Origin of the sequence: Rheinheimera sp., from assembly GCF_030690345.1 — a bacterium.
Lineage (GTDB): Bacteria > Pseudomonadota > Gammaproteobacteria > Enterobacterales > Alteromonadaceae > Alishewanella.
Genome location: NZ_JAUYGV010000007.1, coordinates 837,749 through 859,704 on the forward strand (window position 1 = coordinate 837,749; position 21,956 = coordinate 859,704).

At 51.4% G+C, this 21,956-nt stretch carries 21 protein-coding genes and 1 riboswitch; of the genes, 7 read left to right on the forward strand and 14 right to left on the reverse strand.

Going from position 1 to position 21,956, the window contains the following annotated elements:
- Window positions 1-43 precede the first annotated feature (43 nt).
- From Q8O77_RS14665 to Q8O77_RS14690, 6 genes are all read right to left on the reverse strand, one after another.
- The gene (locus Q8O77_RS14665) at window positions 44-1,936 is read right to left on the reverse strand and encodes a tetratricopeptide repeat-containing diguanylate cyclase (RefSeq protein WP_305554670.1); all 1,893 of its coding nucleotides are present in this window, start codon (window positions 1,934-1,936) and stop codon (window positions 44-46) included.
- Window positions 1,937-2,009: 73 nt separating this feature from the next.
- The gene (locus Q8O77_RS14670; RefSeq protein ID WP_305554673.1) at window positions 2,010-2,363 is read right to left on the reverse strand and encodes a YdbL family protein; all 354 of its coding nucleotides are present in this window, start codon (window positions 2,361-2,363) and stop codon (window positions 2,010-2,012) included.
- 10 nt (window positions 2,364-2,373) lie between these two features.
- Complete coding sequence (locus Q8O77_RS14675) at window positions 2,374-2,562, reverse strand: YnbE family lipoprotein (protein WP_305554676.1); 189 nt, start codon at window positions 2,560-2,562, stop codon at window positions 2,374-2,376.
- Window positions 2,559-5,153, reverse strand: a complete 2,595-nt coding sequence (locus Q8O77_RS14680) for a YdbH domain-containing protein (RefSeq protein WP_305554679.1) — start codon at window positions 5,151-5,153, stop codon at window positions 2,559-2,561. The genes Q8O77_RS14675 and Q8O77_RS14680 overlap by 4 nt, the downstream gene beginning before the upstream one ends.
- Window positions 5,154-5,311: 158 nt before the next feature.
- Entirely contained in the window at window positions 5,312-7,015 is a 1,704-nt protein-coding gene (locus Q8O77_RS14685) for a M28 family metallopeptidase (RefSeq protein WP_305554682.1), read from the reverse strand.
- A 121-nt stretch (window positions 7,016-7,136) separates the two neighbouring features.
- A complete protein-coding gene (locus Q8O77_RS14690; RefSeq protein ID WP_305554685.1) occupies window positions 7,137-7,742 on the reverse strand; it encodes a hypothetical protein in 606 nt (201 codons plus the stop codon).
- A gap of 104 nt (window positions 7,743-7,846) precedes the next feature.
- Between Q8O77_RS14690 and Q8O77_RS14695 the strand changes: the two genes are divergently transcribed.
- Entirely contained in the window at window positions 7,847-8,116 is a 270-nt protein-coding gene (locus tag Q8O77_RS14695) for a DUF3081 family protein (RefSeq protein ID WP_305554688.1), read from the forward strand.
- A gap of 178 nt (window positions 8,117-8,294) precedes the next feature.
- A riboswitch (Lysine riboswitch) is annotated at window positions 8,295-8,467 on the forward strand.
- Between the two features lie 106 nt (window positions 8,468-8,573).
- Complete coding sequence (gene lysC, locus Q8O77_RS14700) at window positions 8,574-9,926, forward strand: lysine-sensitive aspartokinase 3 (RefSeq protein WP_305554691.1); 1,353 nt, start codon at window positions 8,574-8,576, stop codon at window positions 9,924-9,926.
- Between the two features lie 174 nt (window positions 9,927-10,100).
- Here lysC and queC read toward each other — a convergent pair whose 3' ends face one another.
- Entirely contained in the window at window positions 10,101-10,757 is a 657-nt protein-coding gene (queC, locus tag Q8O77_RS14705) for a 7-cyano-7-deazaguanine synthase QueC (protein ID WP_305554694.1), read from the reverse strand.
- A 113-nt stretch (window positions 10,758-10,870) separates the two neighbouring features.
- Between queC and queE the strand changes: the two genes are divergently transcribed.
- Together queE and Q8O77_RS14715 are read left to right on the forward strand one after the other, a co-directional pair.
- A complete protein-coding gene (queE, locus tag Q8O77_RS14710; RefSeq protein WP_305554697.1) occupies window positions 10,871-11,536 on the forward strand; it encodes a 7-carboxy-7-deazaguanine synthase QueE in 666 nt (221 codons plus the stop codon).
- Window positions 11,536-11,946 (forward strand): hypothetical protein, encoded by a 411-nt coding sequence (locus tag Q8O77_RS14715; protein WP_305554700.1) that lies wholly within the window; start codon window positions 11,536-11,538, stop codon window positions 11,944-11,946. The genes queE and Q8O77_RS14715 overlap by 1 nt, the downstream gene beginning before the upstream one ends.
- On the opposite strand, the gene Q8O77_RS14720 is transcribed toward Q8O77_RS14715, so the two are convergent.
- Window positions 11,937-12,515, reverse strand: a complete 579-nt coding sequence (locus Q8O77_RS14720; RefSeq protein ID WP_305554703.1) for an LON peptidase substrate-binding domain-containing protein — start codon at window positions 12,513-12,515, stop codon at window positions 11,937-11,939. The two genes, Q8O77_RS14715 and Q8O77_RS14720, sit on opposite strands and share 10 nt — an antisense overlap.
- A 76-nt stretch (window positions 12,516-12,591) precedes the next feature.
- Between Q8O77_RS14720 and Q8O77_RS14725 the strand changes: the two genes are divergently transcribed.
- The gene (locus tag Q8O77_RS14725; protein ID WP_305554706.1) at window positions 12,592-13,791 is read left to right on the forward strand and encodes a DNA recombination protein RmuC; all 1,200 of its coding nucleotides are present in this window, start codon (window positions 12,592-12,594) and stop codon (window positions 13,789-13,791) included.
- Window positions 13,792-13,835: 44 nt separating this feature from the next.
- On the forward strand, window positions 13,836-14,597 hold the full coding sequence (locus Q8O77_RS14730; RefSeq protein WP_305554709.1) for an ABC transporter substrate-binding protein: 762 nt from the start codon (window positions 13,836-13,838) through the stop codon (window positions 14,595-14,597).
- 4 nt (window positions 14,598-14,601) lie between these two features.
- On the opposite strand, the gene Q8O77_RS14735 is transcribed toward Q8O77_RS14730, so the two are convergent.
- The 4 genes from Q8O77_RS14735 to Q8O77_RS14750 are packed head-to-tail and all read right to left on the reverse strand — an operon-like array spanning window position 14,602 to window position 17,429.
- The gene (locus Q8O77_RS14735; protein ID WP_305554712.1) at window positions 14,602-15,021 is read right to left on the reverse strand and encodes a DUF2069 domain-containing protein; all 420 of its coding nucleotides are present in this window, start codon (window positions 15,019-15,021) and stop codon (window positions 14,602-14,604) included.
- A 2-nt stretch (window positions 15,022-15,023) separates the two neighbouring features.
- Window positions 15,024-15,602 carry an NAD(P)H:quinone oxidoreductase gene (gene wrbA / locus Q8O77_RS14740; protein ID WP_305554715.1) on the reverse strand — a complete coding sequence of 193 codons (579 nt, stop codon included), beginning with the start codon at window positions 15,600-15,602 and terminating at the stop codon, window positions 15,024-15,026.
- Window positions 15,599-15,946, reverse strand: a complete 348-nt coding sequence (gene arsC, locus Q8O77_RS14745; RefSeq protein WP_305554718.1) for an arsenate reductase (glutaredoxin) — start codon at window positions 15,944-15,946, stop codon at window positions 15,599-15,601. The genes wrbA and arsC overlap by 4 nt, the downstream gene beginning before the upstream one ends.
- Before the next feature lie 34 nt (window positions 15,947-15,980).
- Window positions 15,981-17,429 carry a M48 family metalloprotease gene (locus tag Q8O77_RS14750; RefSeq protein ID WP_305554722.1) on the reverse strand — a complete coding sequence of 483 codons (1,449 nt, stop codon included), beginning with the start codon at window positions 17,427-17,429 and terminating at the stop codon, window positions 15,981-15,983.
- A gap of 215 nt (window positions 17,430-17,644) precedes the next feature.
- Here Q8O77_RS14750 and Q8O77_RS14755 point away from each other — a divergent pair, with 215 nt between their 5' ends.
- The gene (locus Q8O77_RS14755; protein ID WP_305554725.1) at window positions 17,645-18,724 is read left to right on the forward strand and encodes an AI-2E family transporter; all 1,080 of its coding nucleotides are present in this window, start codon (window positions 17,645-17,647) and stop codon (window positions 18,722-18,724) included.
- 23 nt (window positions 18,725-18,747) lie between these two features.
- Here Q8O77_RS14755 and Q8O77_RS14760 read toward each other — a convergent pair whose 3' ends face one another.
- Window positions 18,748-20,805, reverse strand: a complete 2,058-nt coding sequence (locus Q8O77_RS14760; RefSeq protein ID WP_305554727.1) for a TonB-dependent receptor domain-containing protein — start codon at window positions 20,803-20,805, stop codon at window positions 18,748-18,750.
- A gap of 5 nt (window positions 20,806-20,810) precedes the next feature.
- Window positions 20,811-21,917 carry a PQQ-dependent sugar dehydrogenase gene (locus tag Q8O77_RS14765; protein ID WP_305554730.1) on the reverse strand — a complete coding sequence of 369 codons (1,107 nt, stop codon included), beginning with the start codon at window positions 21,915-21,917 and terminating at the stop codon, window positions 20,811-20,813.
- Between the last annotated feature and the right edge of the window lie 39 nt (window positions 21,918-21,956).

Below are 21,956 nucleotides of genomic sequence, written 5' to 3' on the forward strand. Positions count from 1 at the left end.
ACGGTAGGGTAAGCATAGTACAAAAAAATAATGTGTCAGGCCATTAGACTAAAGTCGTGCCCTGGCCGGCCACCACTTTGTTGCGGCCGTCTGCTTTGGCTTGATATAAGGCATCGTCGGCCCGTGCCAGGCTGATATTTAATGCCTCGTCCGGTTGATACTGCGACACACCGATGCTGCAGGTGATTTTCAGCGGCTGCGGGCTGTCGGCGAAGCTGATGGCGGCAATGGCCTGACGTAAACGTTCGGCAATGGCCAGCGCCTGGTCTTGTGCTGTATCGGGCAGCACAATGAGAAACTCTTCGCCACCGGTGCGGCCAAAATGGTCTTGCTGGCGCAACATGGCCGATACAGTCATGCACATTTGCTGCAGCACGGTATCGCCGACATCATGGCCAAAACGGTCGTTCACCTGTTTAAAGTGATCCAGATCCAGAATCAGGAAACTTAGTGGCGCGGCGGTATCAATGGCTTTTACCCGCTCTTGCTCAGCTTGCATCATAATACGGCGCCGGTTGGCGATGTTAGTCAGCTCGTCGGTCATGGCAAGGCGGTGCAAGCGGCGGTTACGCCGTTTTAACGATAAGGCAAAACTGAACAAAATGATTAATAACAGCGCGATCAGTGATAAGGCAGCATATTGCCAGCGCTGTGCCAATTGTAAGGTGCTGACATGTTGCTCAACTAACTTTTTCTCTGCCGCCAGCTGATTATGCCGCTCCTGCTGCCGGGCGGAGTCGAACTGAAAACGCAGTATATTGCTTTGTTGCTCTTTAGCCAGTTGCTGCTGTTGTTTATTCAACGCGATATAGCGCGCCAATAAAGCATGAGCCTGTTGGTAGTTGCCGGCGGCGGCTTCGGCCGGTGCTCTGGCGGCATATAGCATCAGCATATAACGCGGATTGCTTTCTGCGCTAAGGTAGTGCTGTGCTTCGTCAAAACTGGCCAGTGCTGCCTCTGTACGGTTAACTGCAGTAAGGGTTTCACCGTGGTACATCGCCAGTAAGCCTTTGTAGCTGGTTAGGGTAGATAAGTCGGGCGCATTGAGGGTGGCCAGCTCGGTTTTAGCTTCTGCGGCCAGGGTTAAGGCTTTGGGATATTGCTGCAACAAGTTGTGGATCCACACCAGGTTCACCTTAGTGTAGCTGCGCCACAGCGGCTCCTTTATTTGCTGATAAACCTGCATCGATTGCTGAAAGAATTCCAGCGCCTGATCGTAACGGCCCAACTCAGCATGAGAATAGGCTTTTTCGTGCATAATCAGGGCGTGGCGGAATTGCTCGTCCGGTGCGGTGAATTCCTGCTCGGCCTGCTGTATATAATTCAGTGCGTCCTGATACAATCCCATGCGACGGTAGGTGGCGGCAATCGACAGCACCAGATCGCTGAGGTAGGGCTTATAGCCCAGGCCACGTTGCAGCTGATAGGCGGTAACATAGTGCTCCATCGCATCGGCATAGTTGCCCCGATATGAGGCTATGTCGCCAAGCAGCGCCAGGCTGATAGCAATACTCAGCGGGCTTTCACTGTTTTTGGCGGCGTCGTGAGCTTTTTTCGCACTGTGCTCAGCCCGGTTGCTGTCGCCGGACTGGCTGAACAAATAATATCGGCAGGTGTAATAATCGGCTAGCGCGGCCGGGTCGTTACGCGCTTTTGCTTGTTGTATCTTAACGTCACTGTAGGCGATACCGGCGGCAGGGTCGCCGGCATAAGCCAGCTGGCAACGTAAGCGATCCAGCCGGTGTTGCCGCTGCGTATCATCCGGCGGCAGCGCCGCTTCAAGCTCAGACAGGGCGCGTTGATAATCGGCAATGCTGAAAAAGTAACGCTGGCCACTTTCAATCTGCTGCACCAGTTGATCAAACTGCTGCGGCTGTGCATGTGAGGCACAGCTTAGCAACAACAAAGCGCTGAATATGATTTTATTCAAAGACATAAATTAACCACTGAGCAAGACAATATCAGCATAGCCGATACTGTGTCGCGCAGATGTATTTTATTTACGCCGCTCAGCGTTTTTGCACCCAGTTGCCGTCCAGCAGAATAAAATGGCCTGAACTGGTGCGCTCTAACGCCTTTTTACCGGCCATCGCTTCTACATCGGCCACGGCAATATTATTTTGCTGTGCCAGCCTGGCGTATTCGGCACGGCGTGCATCATTAATTAATTTAACGATGTCGGCCGCATTGCTACTGTTTTGCACCACACCCAGGTAACCATTGGCTTGTTCGCCCACCAGCCCCTGTGCTTTAGCCTGGCCCAGTGCTGCCATGGCTTGTTGTAAATTCATTGCCAGTACCGGCAGGCTTAGCGCAAACAGGGCCGGTAACAGTAGCATCTTGATGTTTTTAATCAGTTTCATAATGTGCTCCTCAGAATAAACCACTGTCATCGCTGAATAATTCGTCCAGCTGCTTGTCGACCTTGATATAAATTTCATGCTGAATTTTTACATTCAGATTAATGTTTATCGGTTCGGCCGGCAACGCTACCTGTACCTTGGGGGTGCAAGCCGCCAGAAACAGGGCCAGCGCTGCTGCCGCGCTTAGTTGTTGTATCATGGTTGTGCTCCATTGGCGTTGTTAGCGCCTTGCTGTTGTAACCGTTGTTGGACTCGTTGCTTTATTTTGTCACTGATTTGGCTGCTAAGTTGTAAGCTGGTGATAAGCGCCGGAATATCTTCTTCCAGATTAATGTTCAGATTAATAGCGCGGCCGGCTTCCAGCGCCGGATTTCTGCCTTGCAGGTTAAGCGCCAGCACTAACTTACCGTTGGTATCATAGCTGACCTTACTGGATAGCACCGAGTAATGAAAATCGTCCAGCGCTTCGAGTACTACCTTCATACCCTGATTACTTGCGGCCATACTTTGCGCGGTAGGGGGGCGATATTGCAGCTTACCGCCCGGGCTCTCTGCGGCAATATTGCCATCCGTTACGCTGGCACCACTGCGGCCAAGCAGCAGCGGAATGGTGCCGGAAATGCGGCCGTTGCCGGTTAAATCTGTTGTCGGGTGTTGTTGCAGCAACTGGCTGATATCGATGTGCTGCAACTCAAGTTGCAGCTGTTGTTCGGCCAGCGCCAAATCCAGTAATTGTGGTTGCATACGCACCTGACCGCCCATCGCTTGCAGCTGCAACTGTTGTATATCCAGTTTGCCGCTGCTTAGCGTATCGCTGTCAGCCAGGTACTGTGCACTGAGTGTTAGGGGCCCGGCGGTAATACCATGCTGAATTTCAGCCAGGCTGGCCTTGCTCATATCCAATTGCAGCTTATCGTCCAGGTACTGCAGTTGCAGTGTGGCGGCTAAGTCTTTAAACAGGCTGCGATCATAAATACCGCTGACACCGGACAGGCTTAATGTTGCCTGTGCGCCAAGAGCCGGTAACAGCGTGAGCTCGCCTGTTGCTGCCAGCCGGCCGCGGTTAAATTCCAATAGTGCCGGCCAGGCGGTTAATGTTGCTGATAGCGGGTTACCGGCCAGCAAAAAAGTATCGTCTAACTGCCAGTTAAGCCGGGTCTGCTCAGGTGTATACTGCAGCTGATGGCCAAGCCCAAGGCTGGCGCTGTTACTGAGCTTGCCGTCTATATTAAATGCCGTTGCTGTGCCGCTAAGCGTACCTTGCCACTGCCAGCTAAGCGGTTTTAGCTGCGCATGCATCAGCTCTGCCAGGCTCAGGCTAAGATCAGTTTGCAGCTTAACATTGCTCAAGCTCCTGTCGCCGCTAAAGCGGGCGGACGGAGTGGCAAGGCGCATATCACGTGCCTGTATATCGGCAGTTTTCAGCTGTGCAATATGGGCCTCAGTGTTTAGCAGGTCCAGTTGCCAGCGGTCTGCCAGCCAGTAAGCGTTAAAACGGCTGTTTAGCGTTAGCGTATCCACTACTGTACCGGCGGCGGGGCTCAGTTGTTGCTGTGTTAACGCCAGAGTGGCATTTTGCACGGCGGCGCTAAAAGGTGGTGTCAGGTTAAGCGTGGCACCGGCATTGAAGGTTAGCGCTGTATCTCCCAGGCTGGTGAGGCTGATACTGAGCGGCAGAGCGGTAAGTTGTGGCTGGCTTTGGCCATCGGCCGTGATGTTAATTTGCAGCTGCTCTGCGGCCAGGCCATATTGCTGCGCCTGTTGCGGTAGCTGCGGCTGGTGCAGCGCCAACTGCGCATTAAGCTGATACCGGCTTAACTCACCATGGTCCAGGCCAAGCTCTGCGTTTACTGTACCCTGTAATTGACCGATACCCGGTAAGGTTAACGCTGAGGGCAGGTTGGCGCTAAGTTGCCAGTTACCAGTGGCTTGCGCCGCTATAACGGCTAAATCTGTGGTTGCCGGTAATTGCAGTTGCCAGTTGCTTTGCACGGACACCGGCGCACTAAATTGCGCTAAGGCTTGATCTGCGACCCGGGCCGGCAGCCCGATTTGCCACATTTTCAGTTGTTGTACTAACCACGGCGAGGGTGGCGCGATATCCAGTGTCAGCTCGCCACTGGCATTAATGCCATCTTGTGCGCTTAATTGCTGGCGCAGTTGTAACCGGGTGCTGTTATCCAGATTAAGCCTGGCGTTCAGCAGTGGCAGTTGTTGTACCGTGCGGTAATCGCCATTGAGAGTTAAACGTGCTGTATCCGGGCTGTTACTGTCAGCCAGTGTTAACTGATACTGCAATTGTTGCGTGCTATTACTCAGTGCGGCCGATAACAGATAACTGCAACGGTTTTGGCTGCAGGGCAAATGCAAAGCCAACTGAGTGACATCTATCTTAGCCGGCAGCATGTCAGGCAATTGCCAGTTGGCAGGCAAACTGAGTTTGTTTATTGCAGCATCTTCAGTATTGCCATCAGTAGCATTGTCAGCGTTAGCCTGTGGCCAGGCCAGCAAACTGATATCGCCGCTGCCAAGTTGTACCCGGGTTAGTTTGGTATTCAGCCATTGCCAGCTCAGGTTAATATCTTTGAATTGTACATGCAGTTTGGGATTGTCGAGGTTAAAACTGACACTGCTAAATGCTATCTGACGCAAGCCCAGGCTGTTGATCTGATACTGCAGGTTGTGCAGCGGTAGGGTGGCCAGAGTTTTTTGCAGGTACCAATATGCGCCGGCTGTTAACAGCAGTAACAGTGCCAAGCCTGTAAGCAGCGTTTTGAGCCACCAGCGCATAGGTAATCCTTTAGGTTGTTAAGCGGACACTAAGCCGAACGTACTGAATAGACAATGAATATACCACGTTGCTGCCCTGTGTGTGGCAGCGACATAAAAAAGGGCAGCCTGAGCTGCCCTGATATTATTTATTACTGTTACTTGTTACTTGCCACAAGTTACTCTTTACGCGCCTCTGCCGATGCATCGCGCAGCGCACGGAACTCGTTGCCTTCATTCCAGTTTGGCCAGTTGCGGCTGTTAGCCAGCTCATTACCTACCTGATAAAACAGGAATAAGTCTTGCTGAGCACCACGTAAGTCCCAGTCGTCATTCCACTCGTCGCCCACTTTGTGGTAGCAGCACTTATTGTATTCGGCGCGCTGGGCTTTACCCCAATCAGCACCTTTTTCAAAGTGGTCATTACCGCCTTTAGCATACAAAATAGGCACGCCTTTTTTCGACAGGTTAAAGTGATCTGAGCGATAGGCAATACCGGCTTCCGGGTTGTGCTCGCGCACCGCATAACGGCCTTGTTGTTCAGTGTACTTAATTAAAATATCTTCGGCGTTGTTATTACCCAGGCCAACAATCACCATATCTTTCATCGGGCCGTACACGTTCATCACGTCCATATTAATACCAACCACGGTTTTCTCCAGCGGGAATACCGGGTTGGCCGCATACCAGGCCGAGCCTAATAAACCGCGCTCTTCTGCCGTTACTGCTACAAATACCACTGAGCGCTCCGGCTTTGCCTGCTGCGTAAAGTGCTCGGCCAGTGCCAGTAAGCCACCGGTGCCGGAGGCATTGTCCTGGGCGCCGTTAAATACTTTGTTATCCGGGTTGGAAAAATCCATACCTAAATGATCCCAGTGCGCCATATACAGCACATATTCGTCCGGATATTTGCTGCCTTCGATATAACCTACCACGTTGCTGGAAGTCAGCTCACGCAGGTTGTTTTTTACGCTGACAGAGGCGGTAGCATTAAGCGGCACCGGAGCAAAGTCTTTTTGCAGCGCCTTTTTGTGCATAGTGGCTAAATCGGTACCGATATTGGCAAACAGCTTTTCGGCCGATTCAGTGGTGACCCAGCCTTCTACTTTAGCGCGGTCCATGTTTTTGTTTTCGTTGATTAAATCAAATTTAATCGGTGAGCCATGGGCGACCACACCCCAACCGTAACTGGCGGCATCGGTTTCATGGATCACCAGCGCCATCGCTGCACCCTGGCGGGCGGCTTCTTCATATTTGTAGGTCCAGCGGCCATAGTAGGTCATGGCGTTGCCGTTAAACAGATTAGGGTCTTGGGTAGCAAAGCCCGGGTCGTTAACAAACATCACTACAGTTTTGCCTTTTACATCCAGGCCTTCGTAGTCGTTCCAGCCGTATTCCGGTGCCACTATGCCGTAGCCGACAAACACCATTTCGCTGTCGGTCACATCAACCTGTTCGGTTACCTGGGTAGTCCAGGCGGTCATATCGTCACGATAGTTAAACTGTGCCGGTAATTTATCGCCTTTTAAGCTCATAGCAGATACCTGCACCGGGTCAATCTGCACCAGTGATACCGGTTGTTTATAGCTGTCGCCGTCTATCGGCTTTAAACCGATACGGCGAAAGTTATCTTCTAAGAAGGCCACGGTTAACTCTTCGCCTTTAGTCGCCGGGGCGCGGCCCTGAAACTCGTCTGAGGCCAGGGTTTTAATATATTCGCCTAAACGCGGGTTAACTTCGGTCAGTTTTAATTCGGTTTGTTCAGCGGCAGGTTGTGGTGCTTCTGCCGTTTTAACGTCGGTAGGTTGCTCAGAGCAGGCGCTAAGCAGGGCGCCTGTAGCCAGTGCGCCGGCCAGTAGCGTAAACCTTGAAAGGGTAATCATAGTCACTCCGTGGTTTTTATCGTTATATGTCGCTGTTGTCTCAGCGTTCGGTATTAAAAGCCATTTATCTTAACGCAAGTAAAAACCAGCGACCAGTAAAGTGGTCGCGACTTAAATGCGCTTAGTCCTGATAACCCCAGGGCGTGGGTGGTAGGGCTACCGGTTTGGTTAAATCAAAATCAACGCGGAACTCGCGGCCATCACGCACCAGACGATAGCTGAACGTTTGCGGGTAAATATACATTTGCCAGGTGTTACCATTGGACGCCGGTATGCCCTGGCTGACAAACAGCTCTTTTGAATATTGGTCGGCCGGGAAGCTTTGCACAGTAGGCCAGCCGGCATCCAAAGTGTGGCCGCCGTACATGGTAGACACATCATGGCTGCCGTCTTTATTGCGGTGATCGTGCTTTAAACTCAGGCCTGAACCGGTTTTAGTGATAATCCAGGTGCGGGAATGGTTATCACCAACATGGAACGGGATCTGTAATTGGCTGTCAGTACATTTACGTACATGCATGACTAAACGACCATCAAAGCCCGGGCTTTTCGGATTATCCATCACCACTTTGCCCTCAAAGGCTTTACCGCAGTGCGCGCGCAAGTTATTAAAATACGCATCCTGGCTGGCAATAGACACCAATGGCGCGTCCTGAACAATATTGCCAGTGGCAGAGGCCGCAAAAAATGTCAGGGCAACAGCGGTGGTAACTAAAGTTTTGTGCATATATTTCGCCTTATTGTTCTTATAACTGCGCCGGACTATAACCTTTGCGCGTATTAGCTGCAAACCGGTGTTACTCTTAAGCTAACGACGACAGGAGCTTAGCAATGCAAAACGAACTGGATGGCAAATTTCTACTCAGTGTATTTGGCAAAGTAGAACAACATGGCAGCGCTATTAATAATGAGCTGGGCGCCGGCTTTGAGCTGGATGGCATTACGGTGAATTCCGGCTTTGATGGTTATGAAGTGTATTTTAGCAATGGCAAGGTGCAATTAACCCTGGGGTTCCATAATAAATGGCACAGCGACGCGGCTAATGAAGCCGATATGGATGCCTTTGTCGCTATGCTTAAAAAAATTAACCTTAACTACTGATTTATTTCATTGCTGCTAAGGATTTGTTCAGCTTAAACCGCTACCATAGCGCTCAAATATAAGCGCTGGCAGACGCGGCAACGGGCTTTATCGGAATAAAAGAACTGTTTAGACGGCTAAAAGGCTATTGCCTGAATGGCAAAAACAGGATAAGGTGTCGCCCGTCAATCAAATCTGATAGACCAGAAGAGGTGCGTTAGCCAGGTAGTTCCGGACAGATGTCTATACATCGCAGCCTGAACGAGGGGGACTAACGCCGAGGGAGATGCAGTTATAGAGCTGCCTGTCCCGGTCGTTAAGGCTGAATCCTTACGACTGTCACCTGAATTCCGGTGGAGAGCTTCTGGCCTTTGTTAACTACAGTTTACAGAAATTACAGAAGCTATCTGTGCCATTCTCGTTTTGCTGTTAGCAAATGCCATGCTCTGCTTATTATGTTTTATAAGGAGAGGCACCCTTGTCCAATCTTATTGTTGCAAAATTCGGCGGCACCAGTGTCGCAGACTTCGATGCAATGTCGCGCTGCGCCGACATTATCCTGGCTGAACCAGCCATTCGCTTAGTAGTGGTCAGCGCCAGTTCCGGCGTAACCAACCTGCTGGTCGATATCACCAAACATACCGATGTAACAGAACGCTATGCTTGCTATCAGGGCATTGAGCGTATTACGTTGGCCGTACTAAACCGTTTGCAGCAGCCCGATACAGTAGCTACGGATATCGATCAGTTGTTGTCGGCATTAAAACAGCTGATAGAGCAAAGTGGTGCGGTATACAGCGCTGCGCATAAAGATGAAATTCAATCCTTTGGTGAGCGCTTAAGCTCGGTATTGTTTGCTCAGGTGCTGCGTGAGCGTGGCGCCGCCGGCTTATGTTTTGATGCGCGCCGGGTAATGCGTACCGACAGCCGCTTTGGTAAAGGCGAGCCGCAAATCAGCCAGATAAGTGAGCTGTGCGCAATACAATTACAACCGCTGCTGGCCGATAACGTGGTGGTTACCCAAGGCTTTATCGGCGCGGATGAGGTAGGCCAAACCACTACCCTGGGCCGTGGTGGTTCAGATTACAGTGCAGCGCTGTTGGCTGAGGCGTTAAGTGCTGCTGTAGTGCAAATCTGGACCGATGTAGTGGGCATTTTTACCACCGATCCACGCTTAACAGAACAGGCGCGCTGCATTAAAGAAATCAGCTTTGATGAAGCGGCGGAAATGGCCACCTTTGGTGCCAAGGTGCTGCATCCGGCGACGTTAATACCGGCAATGCGGCGTAATATCGGTGTTTTTGTCGGCTCCAGCCGCGAGCCTGAAGCTGGCGGTACCTGGATTGCCAAAGAGGTAAAAGAGCGCCCGCCTTATCGCGCTATTGCACTGCGCAAATCACAAACCTTAATTACGGTAAAAAGCCCGGCCATGTTGCACGCCGCCGGTTTTTTAACCCGGGTGTTTGATATTTTAAGCCGGCACCAGATCTCTGTAGATTTAGTTACCACTTCAGAGATCAGTGTAGCCTTAACCTTAGACGAAGGCGGCATGACCAGCGCCTTTAGTGCTTCGGTAGAGCCGGCGTTGACGGAACTGCGCAGTTTTTGTGAAGTGTCGGTAGAGCAGGGCTTAAGCCTGATAGCGGTTATCGGCAATCATCTGCACAGCAGCAAAGGCATTACCGGTGATTTATTTAATACGCTGGAGCGCATTAATATGCGGCTGATTTGCCACGGTGCATCTAAGCATAACCTGTGCTTTTTAGTGCAGGATGCTGACGCGCCGGCGGTAGTTAAACAGCTGCACCAGAGCTTGTTTAGTGCGGCCTGAAAACAAAAAAACTGATTTATCGGGCAGATAACTTAAGTGAGAATCGGTTTGCCCTAAGCCAACCGTTGAAGCCCCGGACGGGCTGAGACGAGCCCCCAGGGATGGGTTTACGGCGTGTTGGCGTGGGCAAACCGGTTCGTTTTAAACGACCGGTCTGATTATCTGTTAGTGAGTTTATTCGTATGGTAGCGGGTCGGTGGTGTTATTCAGCGTAAAGGCTTCAAGCCGCTCCTGACAGGAACCGCATTTACCACAGGCTTTTTCCCGGCCGTTGTAACAAGTCCAGGTTTTGCTGTAATCCAGTCCCATGGCCAGGCCATCGGCGAGAATTTCAATTTTAGTTTGTGCCAGGTACGGGCTGATAATATCTACCGGCTCGTAGTTAGCTATCTGGCAAACGTCATGCATTTTTTGCACAAACTCCGGCCGGCAGTCCGGGTAAATAAAGTGATCGCCTGAATGCGCGCCGTAATACACCTGATTGGCACCCAATGACACGGCATAACCCACTGCCAAAGATAATAAAATCATATTACGGTTAGGCACCACGGTCGATTTCATATTGTCGGCGGCATAATGACCTTCCGGAATGTCAATATCATCGGTTAACGACGAGCCGGCTAAAAGCTGGTTAATAGCAGAGATATCAACAATTTTATGCTTGATGCCCAGCTCCTGACACACCTGTGCCGCGCATTGCAGCTCTTTTACATGGCGCTGACCATAGTTAAACGACAAGGCATACACATCATGGCCGGCCTGAACCGCTTTGTGTAATACGGTGAAGGAATCCATCCCACCGGAATAAATCACCACAACTTTGTTCGGCATAGCAGGCTCTCTCTTGTATAATACAGCTCAAATTTTGCGACTTTACCCGCCAAGCCAGGCGGGGGCGCGCATTGTACAGTAATTCAGCCGCAGGCTAAAGGGCAAAGCACAGAGTGTATAAAGTTAACGAGGTTTTTGAAACCATCCAGGGTGAGGGTAGTTTTACCGGTGCCGCGGCCATTTTTATCCGCTTACAGGGCTGCCCGGTGGGTTGCAGTTGGTGTGATACTAAACATACTTGGGAAGTGAAGGGCGAACTGCGCCAGTCACTGGGTGATATCGTCATTAAAACCGCAGAGACTGAGCACTGGGCCGGTGTTAGTGCCGAGGAGTTGTTGGCGCTGTTTGCCAAACAAGGTTACCAGGCAAAACATGTGGTGATCACCGGCGGTGAGCCCTGTATGTATGATTTAAACCCGCTGTGTGAGGCTTTGCACAGTAAGGGCTACAGCACGCAAATTGAAACCAGTGGCACCTTTGAGATTAAAGCGCCGGCGCAAACCTGGGTAACGGTATCGCCGAAGGTGAATATGGCCGGCGGCTACAAGGTGCTGCAAAGTGCGCTGGATCGCGCTAATGAAATTAAGCATCCGGTGGCGATGCAAAAGCATATCGACGAGCTGTTGCAGTTATTGCAACATACTGATGTTAAAGCTAAGCTGATTTACCTGCAGCCGATAAGCCAGCAGCGCCGGGCAACAGAACTGGCCATTGCGATGTGCAAACAACATAACTGGCGCCTAAGTGTGCAGGTACATAAATATTTAGGGATCAGCTGATGCAAACCGTAGAGCATTTTTTTCAAACCTATGCCAAAGCCTATATAAACTCTGAGCTTGATACATTTCAAAAGCTTATCTCGTTACCCAGCTTATTGTTAGCAGGCGACAGCAAAACCCTGCTGACTGATACAGAAGGTCTGCACCGGCATGTGCTGGGGCAGGTGGCCAAGTATCGTGCTTTGGGTGTGGCAACGGCCGATTTTGTGCTGCAGCATCAGTTACGCTTGTCTGACCAGCTGCAGTTTGTCAGCCTGTATTGGCGATTTTATGACAATAGCGGCAAAGTGATGTTTACCTGCCATACCTCGTACACACTGCAAGCCCTGCAAGGTAGTTGGCAAGTGGTGTCCATTATTACCGATGACGAGCAGGCCGCTTATGACCGGGTAGTAAAATCTCAGGCATGATACGACATCCAGGCTTGTAAGCTGTCAAGACACGGGGCGGGGCTGTCTTCCAACGCCAGTCGCTGCTTCAGTGCCGGCTGCATGGGCAGCAGTTCCAACCAACGTGAAGCAAGCCAGGTAGCATCACTGTATTTCGGGCTGGGATAAAGTTGTTGTAAAGCCGGTTGCTGTTGCAGCAATTTTTGTAATTGAAGCATCAGCGGTTGGTAGCCGGCATCAAGTTGCAGCGCCGGCCAATTATCCAGCGGCTGCACCTGTGCCACATGCAGCTGATCGGCTTCTTGCCAGCGCTGTGCTATCTGTACTTTTTCTATGCCGGCGATGGTAATACCCAGTAAACCATCATCGAGCTGTTCAAAATCTTCAATGCACACCCGTGTCGCCAGTGGCAAAATGCGATCCGGATGCTGCTGGCTGACATAAGGGTTAATTTGGGCGAGGGCAAAATCGCGCTTGCCGGCGCTGGCTTCGCTGATCAAACGCACATAGCGGGGCTCGAAGATCCGCAAGCGCATACGGCCCTCAGGTAAGATAAAACTGTTTAACGGAAATAACGCCAGTTGTTTCATAGTGCTGCTGATAAAGTTGTATAGTGCTTCGTTATACGCAAAGCAACCGGCAATGGTTTGCCGGCACAGAGGTTTTATGTCGACACAACACTTTATTTATTTGATCACGGCTTTGCTAAGCCTGAACCTGATTTTATTGTTAGTGCAATTGTTGCGCCGCGCCCCGGGGGCCGGGTTGGCAGAACAACTGGCACAGCATAAGCTGGAGCTGGTGCAGCAACAGGGCAGGTTTCAGCAACAATTACTCGAGCAGTTGCATCTGCAGCGCCAGCAGCTGCAGCAACAGCAGCAGGAGCATTTACTGCAGGTATTGCAGAAAATTACCGAGACGCAGCAGGCTGCCAGGTTTGAACTGAGCAAAAATCTGCAACAGCAGGCCATCATGCTGGCCGAGCAGGTGAAGCAACTAACCCAGAGCATTGATCAGCGTTTAAAAGACATTGCCGGCCAGGTAGAGCGGCGCTTAAGTGAAGGCTTTGAGAAGACTAACCAAACCTTCACCGATATCGTTAAACGGCTGGCATTGATTGACGATGCACAAAAGAAAATTACCGAGCTGTCCACCAACGTTGTCAGCCTGCAGGAGGTGTTGGCCGATAAACGCTCGCGTGGCGCTTTTGGCGAAGTGCAGTTAACCGCGCTTATTCGTAATGTCATGCCGGAGCAGCACTTTTCATTGCAACATACCCTGAGTAATGGTCGTATTGCCGACTGCATGTTGTTTTTGCCCAAACCCAGTGGCGATATTGCGATTGATGCCAAGTTTCCGTTGGAAAGCTATAAAAAGATGACCGATCCGCAATATAGTGCTGAAGAGCGCAAACAAGCACAGCGCCAGTTTAAGCTCGATATTAAAAAGCATATCAATGATATTGCCGACAAATACATTATTGCCAATGAAACCGCCGACGGCGCCATTATGTTTTTACCGGCCGAGGCTATTTTTGCCGAGCTGCATGCTTATCACGCCGATATTGTCGAAGAGGCCTACCGCCGGCGGGTGTGGTTAACCTCGCCGACCACCTTAATGGCAGTGCTTACCACGGCACGCAGCGTATTGAAAGATGATGCCACACGGCGGCAAATTCACCTTATTCAGGAACATTTAATTAAACTGGCGGAGGATTTTGATCGCTTTCGTGGCCGCTTTGATAATCTGGCTAAACATATCGATCAGGCTGCCACAGATGTGAAACAGATCCATACCTCGGCGCATAAAATCAGTAGCAGGTTCAGCCAGATAGAAAAAGTGGAATGGCTGGAGGAAAGCGACTAGGCTGATATTAATGCAGATTAAACCAGCCGCTACCGGGCAAGGATATGAGGGACTTGATGCGCGAATTGTGCCTGATATTACTGTGTTTGGCTGCGCTGCCGGTTGCCGGTAATACTGCTCCTATCCGTGCCGTTGTCAGTGACTCCAATACGCCGCCTTATGCTATTTTTAATGCCGATAAGGTACTGCAAGCCGGCTTAAGTAAAGACATTATCGATGAGTTGGGCCGGCAGCTAAACCGGCCGGTGTTGTATTTAAATTTACCCCGCGCCCGGGTTGAGCCCTGGCTATTGCAGGGCGAAGCTGAAATAGCCTGTTTTTTAAATCCGGACTGGGTATCACAGCCGGAGCAACTACTGTGGACTGATGCACTGTTTAATACGCAACAGTTGTTGGTGCGACTGCGCCAGGCCGAACCTGTTGCTGCGGTGCAGCATTTAGCCGGTAAACGGGTAGGTACCAGCCGTGGTTTTACCTATCCGGAGCTGGAGCAGGTGTTTCGCTCCGGTGATGTAATACGTGATGATGCTCACTCATTGGAAAGTAATTTGCTCAGGTTAAAACAGGGCCGGCTGGATGTGGTGATGACGGTAGATTTGTCATACCACTTTTATGTAAACACAACCGGAGATCACAGTTTTGCGGCCGACCCGCTATGGTCTGCACCACCGGCCGTGTATTGTGGTTTAAGCCGGCATGACGCAACCGGTGCGCAGCAGCTGAATGCCACTCTGAGCCGGATGGTGCAAAGTGGTTTTATTCAGCGCCGGCTGACGTTTTACACCGGCCGCATTGTCGCGGAGTAATGTGTTAACGACGCGGATCATCTTTAAGTTTGGGGATTTTTAAGCCCAGCTCCTGGCCGCGGTAGCGGGCATAGTAGGTGCAACCGATAAACATCATGCTGGCCAGCAGTAATTCCAAAACCGCCAAAAATTGCTGTATGCCGGTGCTGACCCACAAATTGGTCAGGCTGTGCAAAAAATAAATCATCACAATAAAGTTAGCCCAGGCCAATGTATAGGCGTGGCCTTTGAGCATACCGTACAGCGGAAACCACAAGGGTAACCACAGCACAGCTAACAAGGTATAAGCACTGCCCAGTTGCGGTGGTGCCAACCATAAGATCCACAGTGGTTGCAGTAACCACAAACCGAAAAAGCCCAACCGGCCCAGCAGCAGATAGCGGGCGGTTTTGGCTGACATTGCAATAGTACTGCTGTGTTGCATCTTTAACACCTGTGTTGTTTTAGCTGCCGGCTTAAACCGGCCAGTCGTTTGCCAAAGGCAATGGCGAGGCGCTGCTCATCAACGCTGAGTTTATTATCTGCGTGATGGCCGCTGACGTGGCTTGGACCGTACGGCGTGCCACCGCTGGTTGTTTGGTGCAGTTCCGGTTCGCTGTAAGGGATACCGGTTAACAGCATACCATGATGTAACAATGGCAGGCTCATACTTAGCAAGGTGGCTTCATTGCCGCCATGCATACTGCCGGATGAGGTAAATACCCCGGCCGGTTTATCAATTAATTCGCCTTTGAGCCACAAGCTGGTGGTGCCGTCCCAAAATGCTTTGGCATCGGCGACCATATTGCCAAAACGCACCGGGCTGCCAAATGCCAGGCCATCACAGGCACTTAGCTCGGCCAGGGTAACTAACGCATGGCGGCTGGCAACGCTGCTGTCCAGTGGCGGAATGCAACGCACCAGGGCTTCAGCTCCGGCTTGCTGGATACCTATGGCAATTTTGTCTGCTAATGCGGCAACGGCACCATGGCGCGAATAGTACAGCACCAACACATAACCGCTCATGGCAGAATGTTCAGTACATTAGTGGCCGGCCTGCCGATAACGGCTTTGTTGCCATATACCACTATGGGGCGTTCAATTAACTTAGGCTGTGCCACCATAGCGGCAATCAGTTGCTGCTCGCTCAGCGTACTATCGGCCAGCCCCAGCTGTTGGTATTCGTCTTCTTTGCTGCGCAGTAACTGGCGGGCGTTAAGCCCCAGCAACTGCAGTAAATGGCGCAATTCATCCGCCGTCGGCGGTGTTTTTAAGTACTCAATAACCTGAAACGGCTGCGACTGTTGTTGCAGTAAGGCCAGGGTTTCACGGCTTTTCGAGCAGCGCGGGTTATGGTAGATCGTTAACATAATGATGTCCTGTAAGCGGTATTATCCGGGCCGGCTACATGCGGCGCAGCCGGTCAAATTCAGTTTGCAGTTGCACTTTTTTCGCCTCCAGCCGGCGGTTTTCCAGCTTTTCTTCCGGTCTTAAGTGGTTAAGTGCTTCATTTATATCGTCAATGGCCAGTGGGTAGTTAGCCAACTGATAGCGCAGATCAGCGCGGGCTTCATAAAATTTGGCCAGGTCACCGGCGGCTTTATAGGCTTCAGACAACATATCATAAGCCAGAATACTGTCATTTTTGTAGAACAGCAGGTTTTTTAACAGATGAATAGCCAGCCGGTTGGCATTGGCTTTTAACGCCGCATTGGCATAGTTAAGGGTAACCACCTGATTATTCGGCCGCAGCAAATATTGCTGTTCCAGCATCTCTAAACACAGCTGATACTCTTTTTGCGCCAGCAAGATATCGGTGTACACATCAATGTAGTAAAGATTGTGTTCATCTTTTGCCAGCAACTGCTCTATTAACTTACGGGCCTGTTCCGGTTTGCCGTTATCTAATAAGGCTATGGCTAAGCCATACTGATTAGCTCGGGTATTGCCGCCCGGGTCGCTGAGCATCTTACGAAATATCACTTCAGCATCTTTTTTATCATACTGATGCCTGGCCATCACTCTGGCTTTGCTCAGGGTGAAATCCTGGCTATCGGGCACAAAACGCTGTGGAAATTGCTCAGCACGCATTCGCGTATCACTGACGCGGCTTTGTGACAAAGGGTGGGTTTGCAAAAACGATAATTGCTGGTTCACAAAGCGGCTTTGTTCGGCGAGTTTACGGAAAAAATTCGGTACTGCGTGGGGGTCGAAACCAGCTTCAGATAATATTTGCATACCAATACGGTCTGCTTCCTGCTCGTTGCTACGGGTAAAGTTAATAGCGCTTTGCTGGGCAGCGCCCTGGGTTGCCATCATTGCTGCCATACCGGCTTCCGGGTTTACTGTTGCGAGCACTATAGCACCGAGGACCCCCGCCAGGGTTAACGGGGCTTTCTGGCTTTGTGCTTCTACAAAGCGGGCGATATGGCGCTGGGTAACGTGGGCAATTTCATGCGCCATTACCGAGGCAAATTCGCTTTCACTTTCTGCCACCGCCAGGGTACCGGTGTGTGAGGTAACATTACCGCCCAGGGTGGCGAAAGCGTTAATGTTCTTGTCGTCAACCCAATAGAATTTAAACGGAAACTTCACATCATTAGCGCGCGCTACCAGCTTATTACCCAATGAATTAATGTATTCGTCCAATAACGGGTCGTACACCATCGGCAGGCTGCCACGGGTTTGGCGCATCATCACATCGCCCAGTTGTTTTTCTTTTTCCGGTGTAATGGTACTGAACGCATTACCACCCAGATCGGGCAAAACGGCAAAGGCCGTAGCGGGTAACAGCTGAATACCTGTTGCTAACAGGCACAGCGCCAAAGGTTTTGTTACTGCAGAGAATCTCATGTCAAAAACACCTGACCCTGTTCTAATGATTGGTCTGACCGCTAATGCAGACTTTGTCTGGTTTTGCGCTGATTAGTTCCGTCAGCAAAGCCGTGCTAATTTAACATATATTTTGTTGCGACAGAGTGTTAAGCGCCAAATTAGCCGTTATCATGGGTATACTTGCGGTTGTTTTCGTCAGTTAGCACTTTTTGCATAGGTTGGAGTTCAGACACATGCTGGATTGGTTAAAAAAATGGTACACCAATAAGTTTTCTGATCCTCAGGTCGTCACGCTGTTTTTGTTGCTGCTTATCGGTTTTATGGCAATTTACTGGCTAAGCGGCATTATGGCGCCGGTACTGGTAGCCATTGCGTTTGCCTATTTGCTGGAGTGGCCGGTTTTGCGGCTGGGCAAGCTCGGGCTGTCGCGGGCAGTCAGTACTGTGCTGGTGGTGGCAGCTTTTATCGGCGTGGCGACCTTAACCTTAATGTGGTTAATTCCGATAGTCTGGTACCAGGGGCGCAACCTGCTGCGGGATTTGCCGCAGATGATAGAGCAGGGTAAAGCTTATTTGCTGGAGTTACCGGCATCTTTTCCGGGCGTGGTGAGTGTTGAGCAAATTAACGTCTTAATGCATTCGGTTGATGAGCGTTTGATGAGGTTCGGCACCAATATGCTGCAGTTGTCGCTGGCGTCAATTGTCGATTTGGTAGCCTTGCTGATTTATCTGGTATTGGTGCCGTTGATGGTATTTTTTATGCTGAAAGATAAAGCGCAACTGACCAGCAGTTTCGTGCAATTGTTGCCCACCGAGCGCAAGCTGATCACCCAGGTATGGCATGAAATGAATGCGCAAATCATGAACTATATTCGCGGCAAAATTCTGGAAATTCTGATTGTCGGCGCCTGCAGCTATTCGGTGTTTGCGCTGTTCGGCCTGAATTATCCACTACTGCTCGGCGTGTTGGTGGGGCTGTCGGTGCTGATCCCGTATGTCGGGGCGGCAGTGGTAACCTTACCGGTAGCCCTGGTGGCCTTTTTTCAGTGGGGGCCTACCGCTGAGTTTGGCTATTTAATGCTGGCGTATGGCATTATCCAGGCGCTGGACGGCAATTTGTTGGTGCCGTTGCTGTTTTCCGAAGCGGTGGATTTAAATCCGGTGTTTATTATTATTGCCGTGCTGTTTTTCGGTGGTTTGTTTGGCTTCTGGGGGATTTTCTTTGCTATACCGCTGGCGTCACTGGTAAAGGCTACTATCAATGCCTGGTCTGGCAGGGTGCATCCGCATGTGAGCTTAACGGAGCAGCAGTAAAGACGCTACTTTACTGCTGCTGGTTACCATAAAAAGCCGGCGCTGATGCCGGCACTGAATTGCCTTCCCGGTGCCGGTTCAATAGCGCGGCCATTGCTTTGGTTTACAATCACCGAGCCAACATAGGCTTTGTCAGTGATATTATCCAGTGCCAGCCAGTAATCCAGTGTCAGTTGTTGCCATTGTTTGCTGTGGCGGGCACTGACAGAAAAGGTTACTGCTGATGGTGCTGAGTCACTGTTGGCATCATCCAGATACACCTTGCTGCGGTATTGGCTGTGCAGGCTAAGCTCAGTACCGTTAAGTGCGGTATTGTCCTGCCAGGGCCGGTACGCCAGTTGCCACTGCAGTTGGCTGCGGGCTACGCCGGGTAAGCTGTTACCATCGAGCAGCGCATCAGCAAATTGTGCCGTTAAATAGTGGCCACTGAGCTGATGGCGCAGATAAGCATTTTGCCGCCAGTTCAGTTGCAGCTCAGCGCCGTGGCGCTCGGTTTTGGCGGCATTGCGATAGCTGGTGCGGCCGCCGGCGGAGCTGTCTACCAGCAGCTCATTGTCGGTTATGATACTAAACAGGCTGACACTGCCGCTAAAAGCAGCGCCGCCAGTGCTGCTGTTTTGCCATTTAATGCCGCCTTCCCATTGCCGGTTGGTACTGGCTTCAAGCGCTAAATTCACGCCGCTGCCATCGCTGCGATAAGCAATTTCAGCCAGGGTAGGGCTTTCAAAGCCGCGGCCGGCACTGATAAAGCCACTTATTCCATCAGTGATACGGTAACTGAGCCCCAATGCCAATGCCTGGTTATAAAAGCCTTTACGGCCGCTGTCGTCCGGGTTTTCTGTATTAAGGTAGCGGTCGGCCACTGCCAGTTGCAGCTCGCTGTAACGCCAGCCGCCTTGCAACTGCCAGCGTGTTGCCGGTTGCCAGTTCATTCGCACAAACACGTCTTTATTATCTGCACTGTCGGTTTGATCGCGGCGCATGTCGCCACGCTGGCCAAAGTCATTAACAAAGCCTTGTCTGTCGTCCTCGCTTTGCACCACACTGCCACCTGCGCGCAATTGATAATTGCTACCCTGTAGCAGCCGGTAGTTGCCGCTGACACCACTGAAACGGCGCTGCAGAGCTACTTCACCACCCGCGGATGACAGGGCGCTGCCGGTAAACGCCAGGCGCTGACCAATAGTACGATCGCCCAGCCAACTGCTCAGCTGCCATAGATCAGCTTCCTGATAATCGCCGAGACTGACACTGAGCTGGCGCTGACGGCTGTGTTTTTCCGTATCGAACAACGTTGCGGCTGTGTTGGTTTGCTTTGGATCTTGCCGCCAGTCCGCCAAAGATAACCCCAACGGGTCCTGCAATTGCGGATCTCTGGCATAATCCAGCCTGGCTGTCAGCTTTGCTGTCTCTGCCACGGCCGTGCGGTACAGTAGCTGTGCCTGTTGCTTTTTAGCCGCTGAGTGCGGCCGGTAACCGTCGCTGTCAAATTGCTTCAGTGCCGCGCTCAGGCTGGTATCGCCGCTTACCCAATCAGCATGCAGCTGATACTGCCGATGCTGCTCACTGCCTGCCATGCGCACTGCCAGCGCGCTTTGCAACGGGTTTTGGCTGTACATTGAAATAACGCCGCCGGACGCATTGCCATAAAGCGCAGCCAACGGGCCTTTTAATACTTCTACCTGCGCTATATTATCAAGCAACACACTGGATAACTGGCCCTGACCATCCGGGGTGGACAGTGGAATGCCATCTTGTTGTAAATACAGGCCGCGAATACCAAAGGCGCTGCGACTGCCAAAGCCACGGATACTCAGTCGTGTATCCTGGGCAAAATTGGCGCGGCTGTCGGCCTGCACACCACTGATGCTATTGAGCAGTTGAGCGCTGTCAATCAGGATCCCCTGCTCAGGCACAGTGCTCAGCTCAACCGATGCCGGGCTGCTGAGCCAACTTTCGCGCTGCTCTGTCGCACTTATGACAATAACTTCGGTATCGGCCTGCAGGCTGCGGCTGAACAGGCATGGCAAGGCCAGAGCCAGCAGGCTTAACCTGCCGGCGTAAGATTTGAAAGTATTCACAGTGGTTATTGTGCCGGTGTTAAGCGCAGGATCTGGCCATCAGAGCTGTCTGTCAGCAGGTATACAGCGCCGTCGGGGCCTTGTCTTACATCGCGGATGCGCTGGCCAATCATAATGCGTTCTTCATGGCTAACCTTATTACCGTTCAGCTCCAACCGCACCAATTGGCCAAATTTCAGTGACCCCACCAACAGGTTGTTTTTCCAGCCACTAAACAGCTCAGCACTGTAAAACGCCATGCCACTTGGGGCTATTGACGGTACCCAGTGGTGCAGTGGTTGCTCGAGACCATCTTGCTTGGTTTTGCCAATTACGCCGCCACCGTATTCTTCACCGTAGGTAATAACCGGCCAGCCGTAGTTTTTGCCAGCTTCAGCGATATTAATTTCGTCACCGCCCTGAGGGCCATGTTCGTGCGTCCACAGCGCGCCGGTTTGCGGGTGCAGTGCCGCGCCCTGAATATTACGGTGACCGTACGACCAGACTTCCGCTTTAGTAGCGTTGTCTTTAACAAAGGGGTTATCCTGTGCTGCTGTGCCGTCGGTGTTGATACGGATCACCTTGCCGATATGATTATCCAGCTTTTGTGCCTGGTCGCGCTGGCTGCCTCGATCACCGGTGGTAATAAACAACCGGCCATTGTTATCAAATACCAACCGGCTGCCAAAATGGTGCCGGCTGTCGTATTTAGGCTGTTGGCTGAAGATCACTTTTACGTCGCTGAGTTTGTCAGCGTCTAAAATTGCACTGGCAACTGCAGTGCTGTTGCCTGCCGTGCCCGGCTCACTGAAGCTGAAATACAGCTTATTGCTGGTAGCAAAATCCGGCGCCAGTATTACATCAAGTAAACCACCCTGGCCGCGGGCATCAATGTCCGGTAAGCCGCCAAGCGGGGCGCTTTTATTGCCTTTGGCATCAACCCGCAGCATGCCGCCGTTACGCTCTGTTACCAGCATGCTGCCATCGGGCAAAAAGGTCATGCCCCACGGATGCTTTAAGCCGGACGTTACGGTGTCTACCGTCAGCGTGGTTTTTTCAGTAACCAGCTCTGCTGCCTGTGCGGTATGGGTAATTGTCAGGGCAATAAATGCCGCCATTAGCTGTTTTTGCATGTTTCTCTCCCGGCTGGTGCAGAAAATAAGCGATTAGAA

What these genes read in the sequence shown, in the direction of transcription:
- Q8O77_RS14730 (WP_305554709.1), top strand. Translation starts at nt 13,836, where the DNA reads ATGAGGGACTTGATGCGCGAATTGTGCCTGATATTACTGTGTTTGGCT.
- Q8O77_RS14755 (WP_305554725.1), top strand. Translation starts at nt 17,645, where the DNA reads ATGCTGGATTGGTTAAAAAAATGGTACACCAATAAGTTTTCTGATCCT.
- arsC (WP_305554718.1), bottom strand. Translation starts at nt 15,946, where the DNA reads ATGTTAACGATCTACCATAACCCGCGCTGCTCGAAAAGCCGTGAAACC.
- Q8O77_RS14725 (WP_305554706.1), top strand. Translation starts at nt 12,592, where the DNA reads ATGTCGACACAACACTTTATTTATTTGATCACGGCTTTGCTAAGCCTG.
- Q8O77_RS14675 (WP_305554676.1), bottom strand. Translation starts at nt 2,562, where the DNA reads ATGATACAACAACTAAGCGCGGCAGCAGCGCTGGCCCTGTTTCTGGCG.
- Q8O77_RS14690 (WP_305554685.1), bottom strand. Translation starts at nt 7,742, where the DNA reads ATGCACAAAACTTTAGTTACCACCGCTGTTGCCCTGACATTTTTTGCG.
- Q8O77_RS14765 (WP_305554730.1), bottom strand. Translation starts at nt 21,917, where the DNA reads ATGCAAAAACAGCTAATGGCGGCATTTATTGCCCTGACAATTACCCAT.
- wrbA (WP_305554715.1), bottom strand. Translation starts at nt 15,602, where the DNA reads ATGAGCGGTTATGTGTTGGTGCTGTACTATTCGCGCCATGGTGCCGTT.
- Q8O77_RS14715 (WP_305554700.1), top strand. Translation starts at nt 11,536, where the DNA reads ATGCAAACCGTAGAGCATTTTTTTCAAACCTATGCCAAAGCCTATATA.
- Q8O77_RS14720 (WP_305554703.1), bottom strand. Translation starts at nt 12,515, where the DNA reads ATGAAACAACTGGCGTTATTTCCGTTAAACAGTTTTATCTTACCTGAG.
- Q8O77_RS14695 (WP_305554688.1), top strand. Translation starts at nt 7,847, where the DNA reads ATGCAAAACGAACTGGATGGCAAATTTCTACTCAGTGTATTTGGCAAA.
- Q8O77_RS14735 (WP_305554712.1), bottom strand. Translation starts at nt 15,021, where the DNA reads ATGCAACACAGCAGTACTATTGCAATGTCAGCCAAAACCGCCCGCTAT.
- Q8O77_RS14670 (WP_305554673.1), bottom strand. Translation starts at nt 2,363, where the DNA reads ATGAAACTGATTAAAAACATCAAGATGCTACTGTTACCGGCCCTGTTT.
- Q8O77_RS14750 (WP_305554722.1), bottom strand. Translation starts at nt 17,429, where the DNA reads ATGAGATTCTCTGCAGTAACAAAACCTTTGGCGCTGTGCCTGTTAGCA.
- Q8O77_RS14685 (WP_305554682.1), bottom strand. Translation starts at nt 7,015, where the DNA reads ATGATTACCCTTTCAAGGTTTACGCTACTGGCCGGCGCACTGGCTACA.
- Q8O77_RS14680 (WP_305554679.1), bottom strand. Translation starts at nt 5,153, where the DNA reads ATGCGCTGGTGGCTCAAAACGCTGCTTACAGGCTTGGCACTGTTACTG.
- Q8O77_RS14665 (WP_305554670.1), bottom strand. Translation starts at nt 1,936, where the DNA reads ATGTCTTTGAATAAAATCATATTCAGCGCTTTGTTGTTGCTAAGCTGT.
- queC (WP_305554694.1), bottom strand. Translation starts at nt 10,757, where the DNA reads ATGCCGAACAAAGTTGTGGTGATTTATTCCGGTGGGATGGATTCCTTC.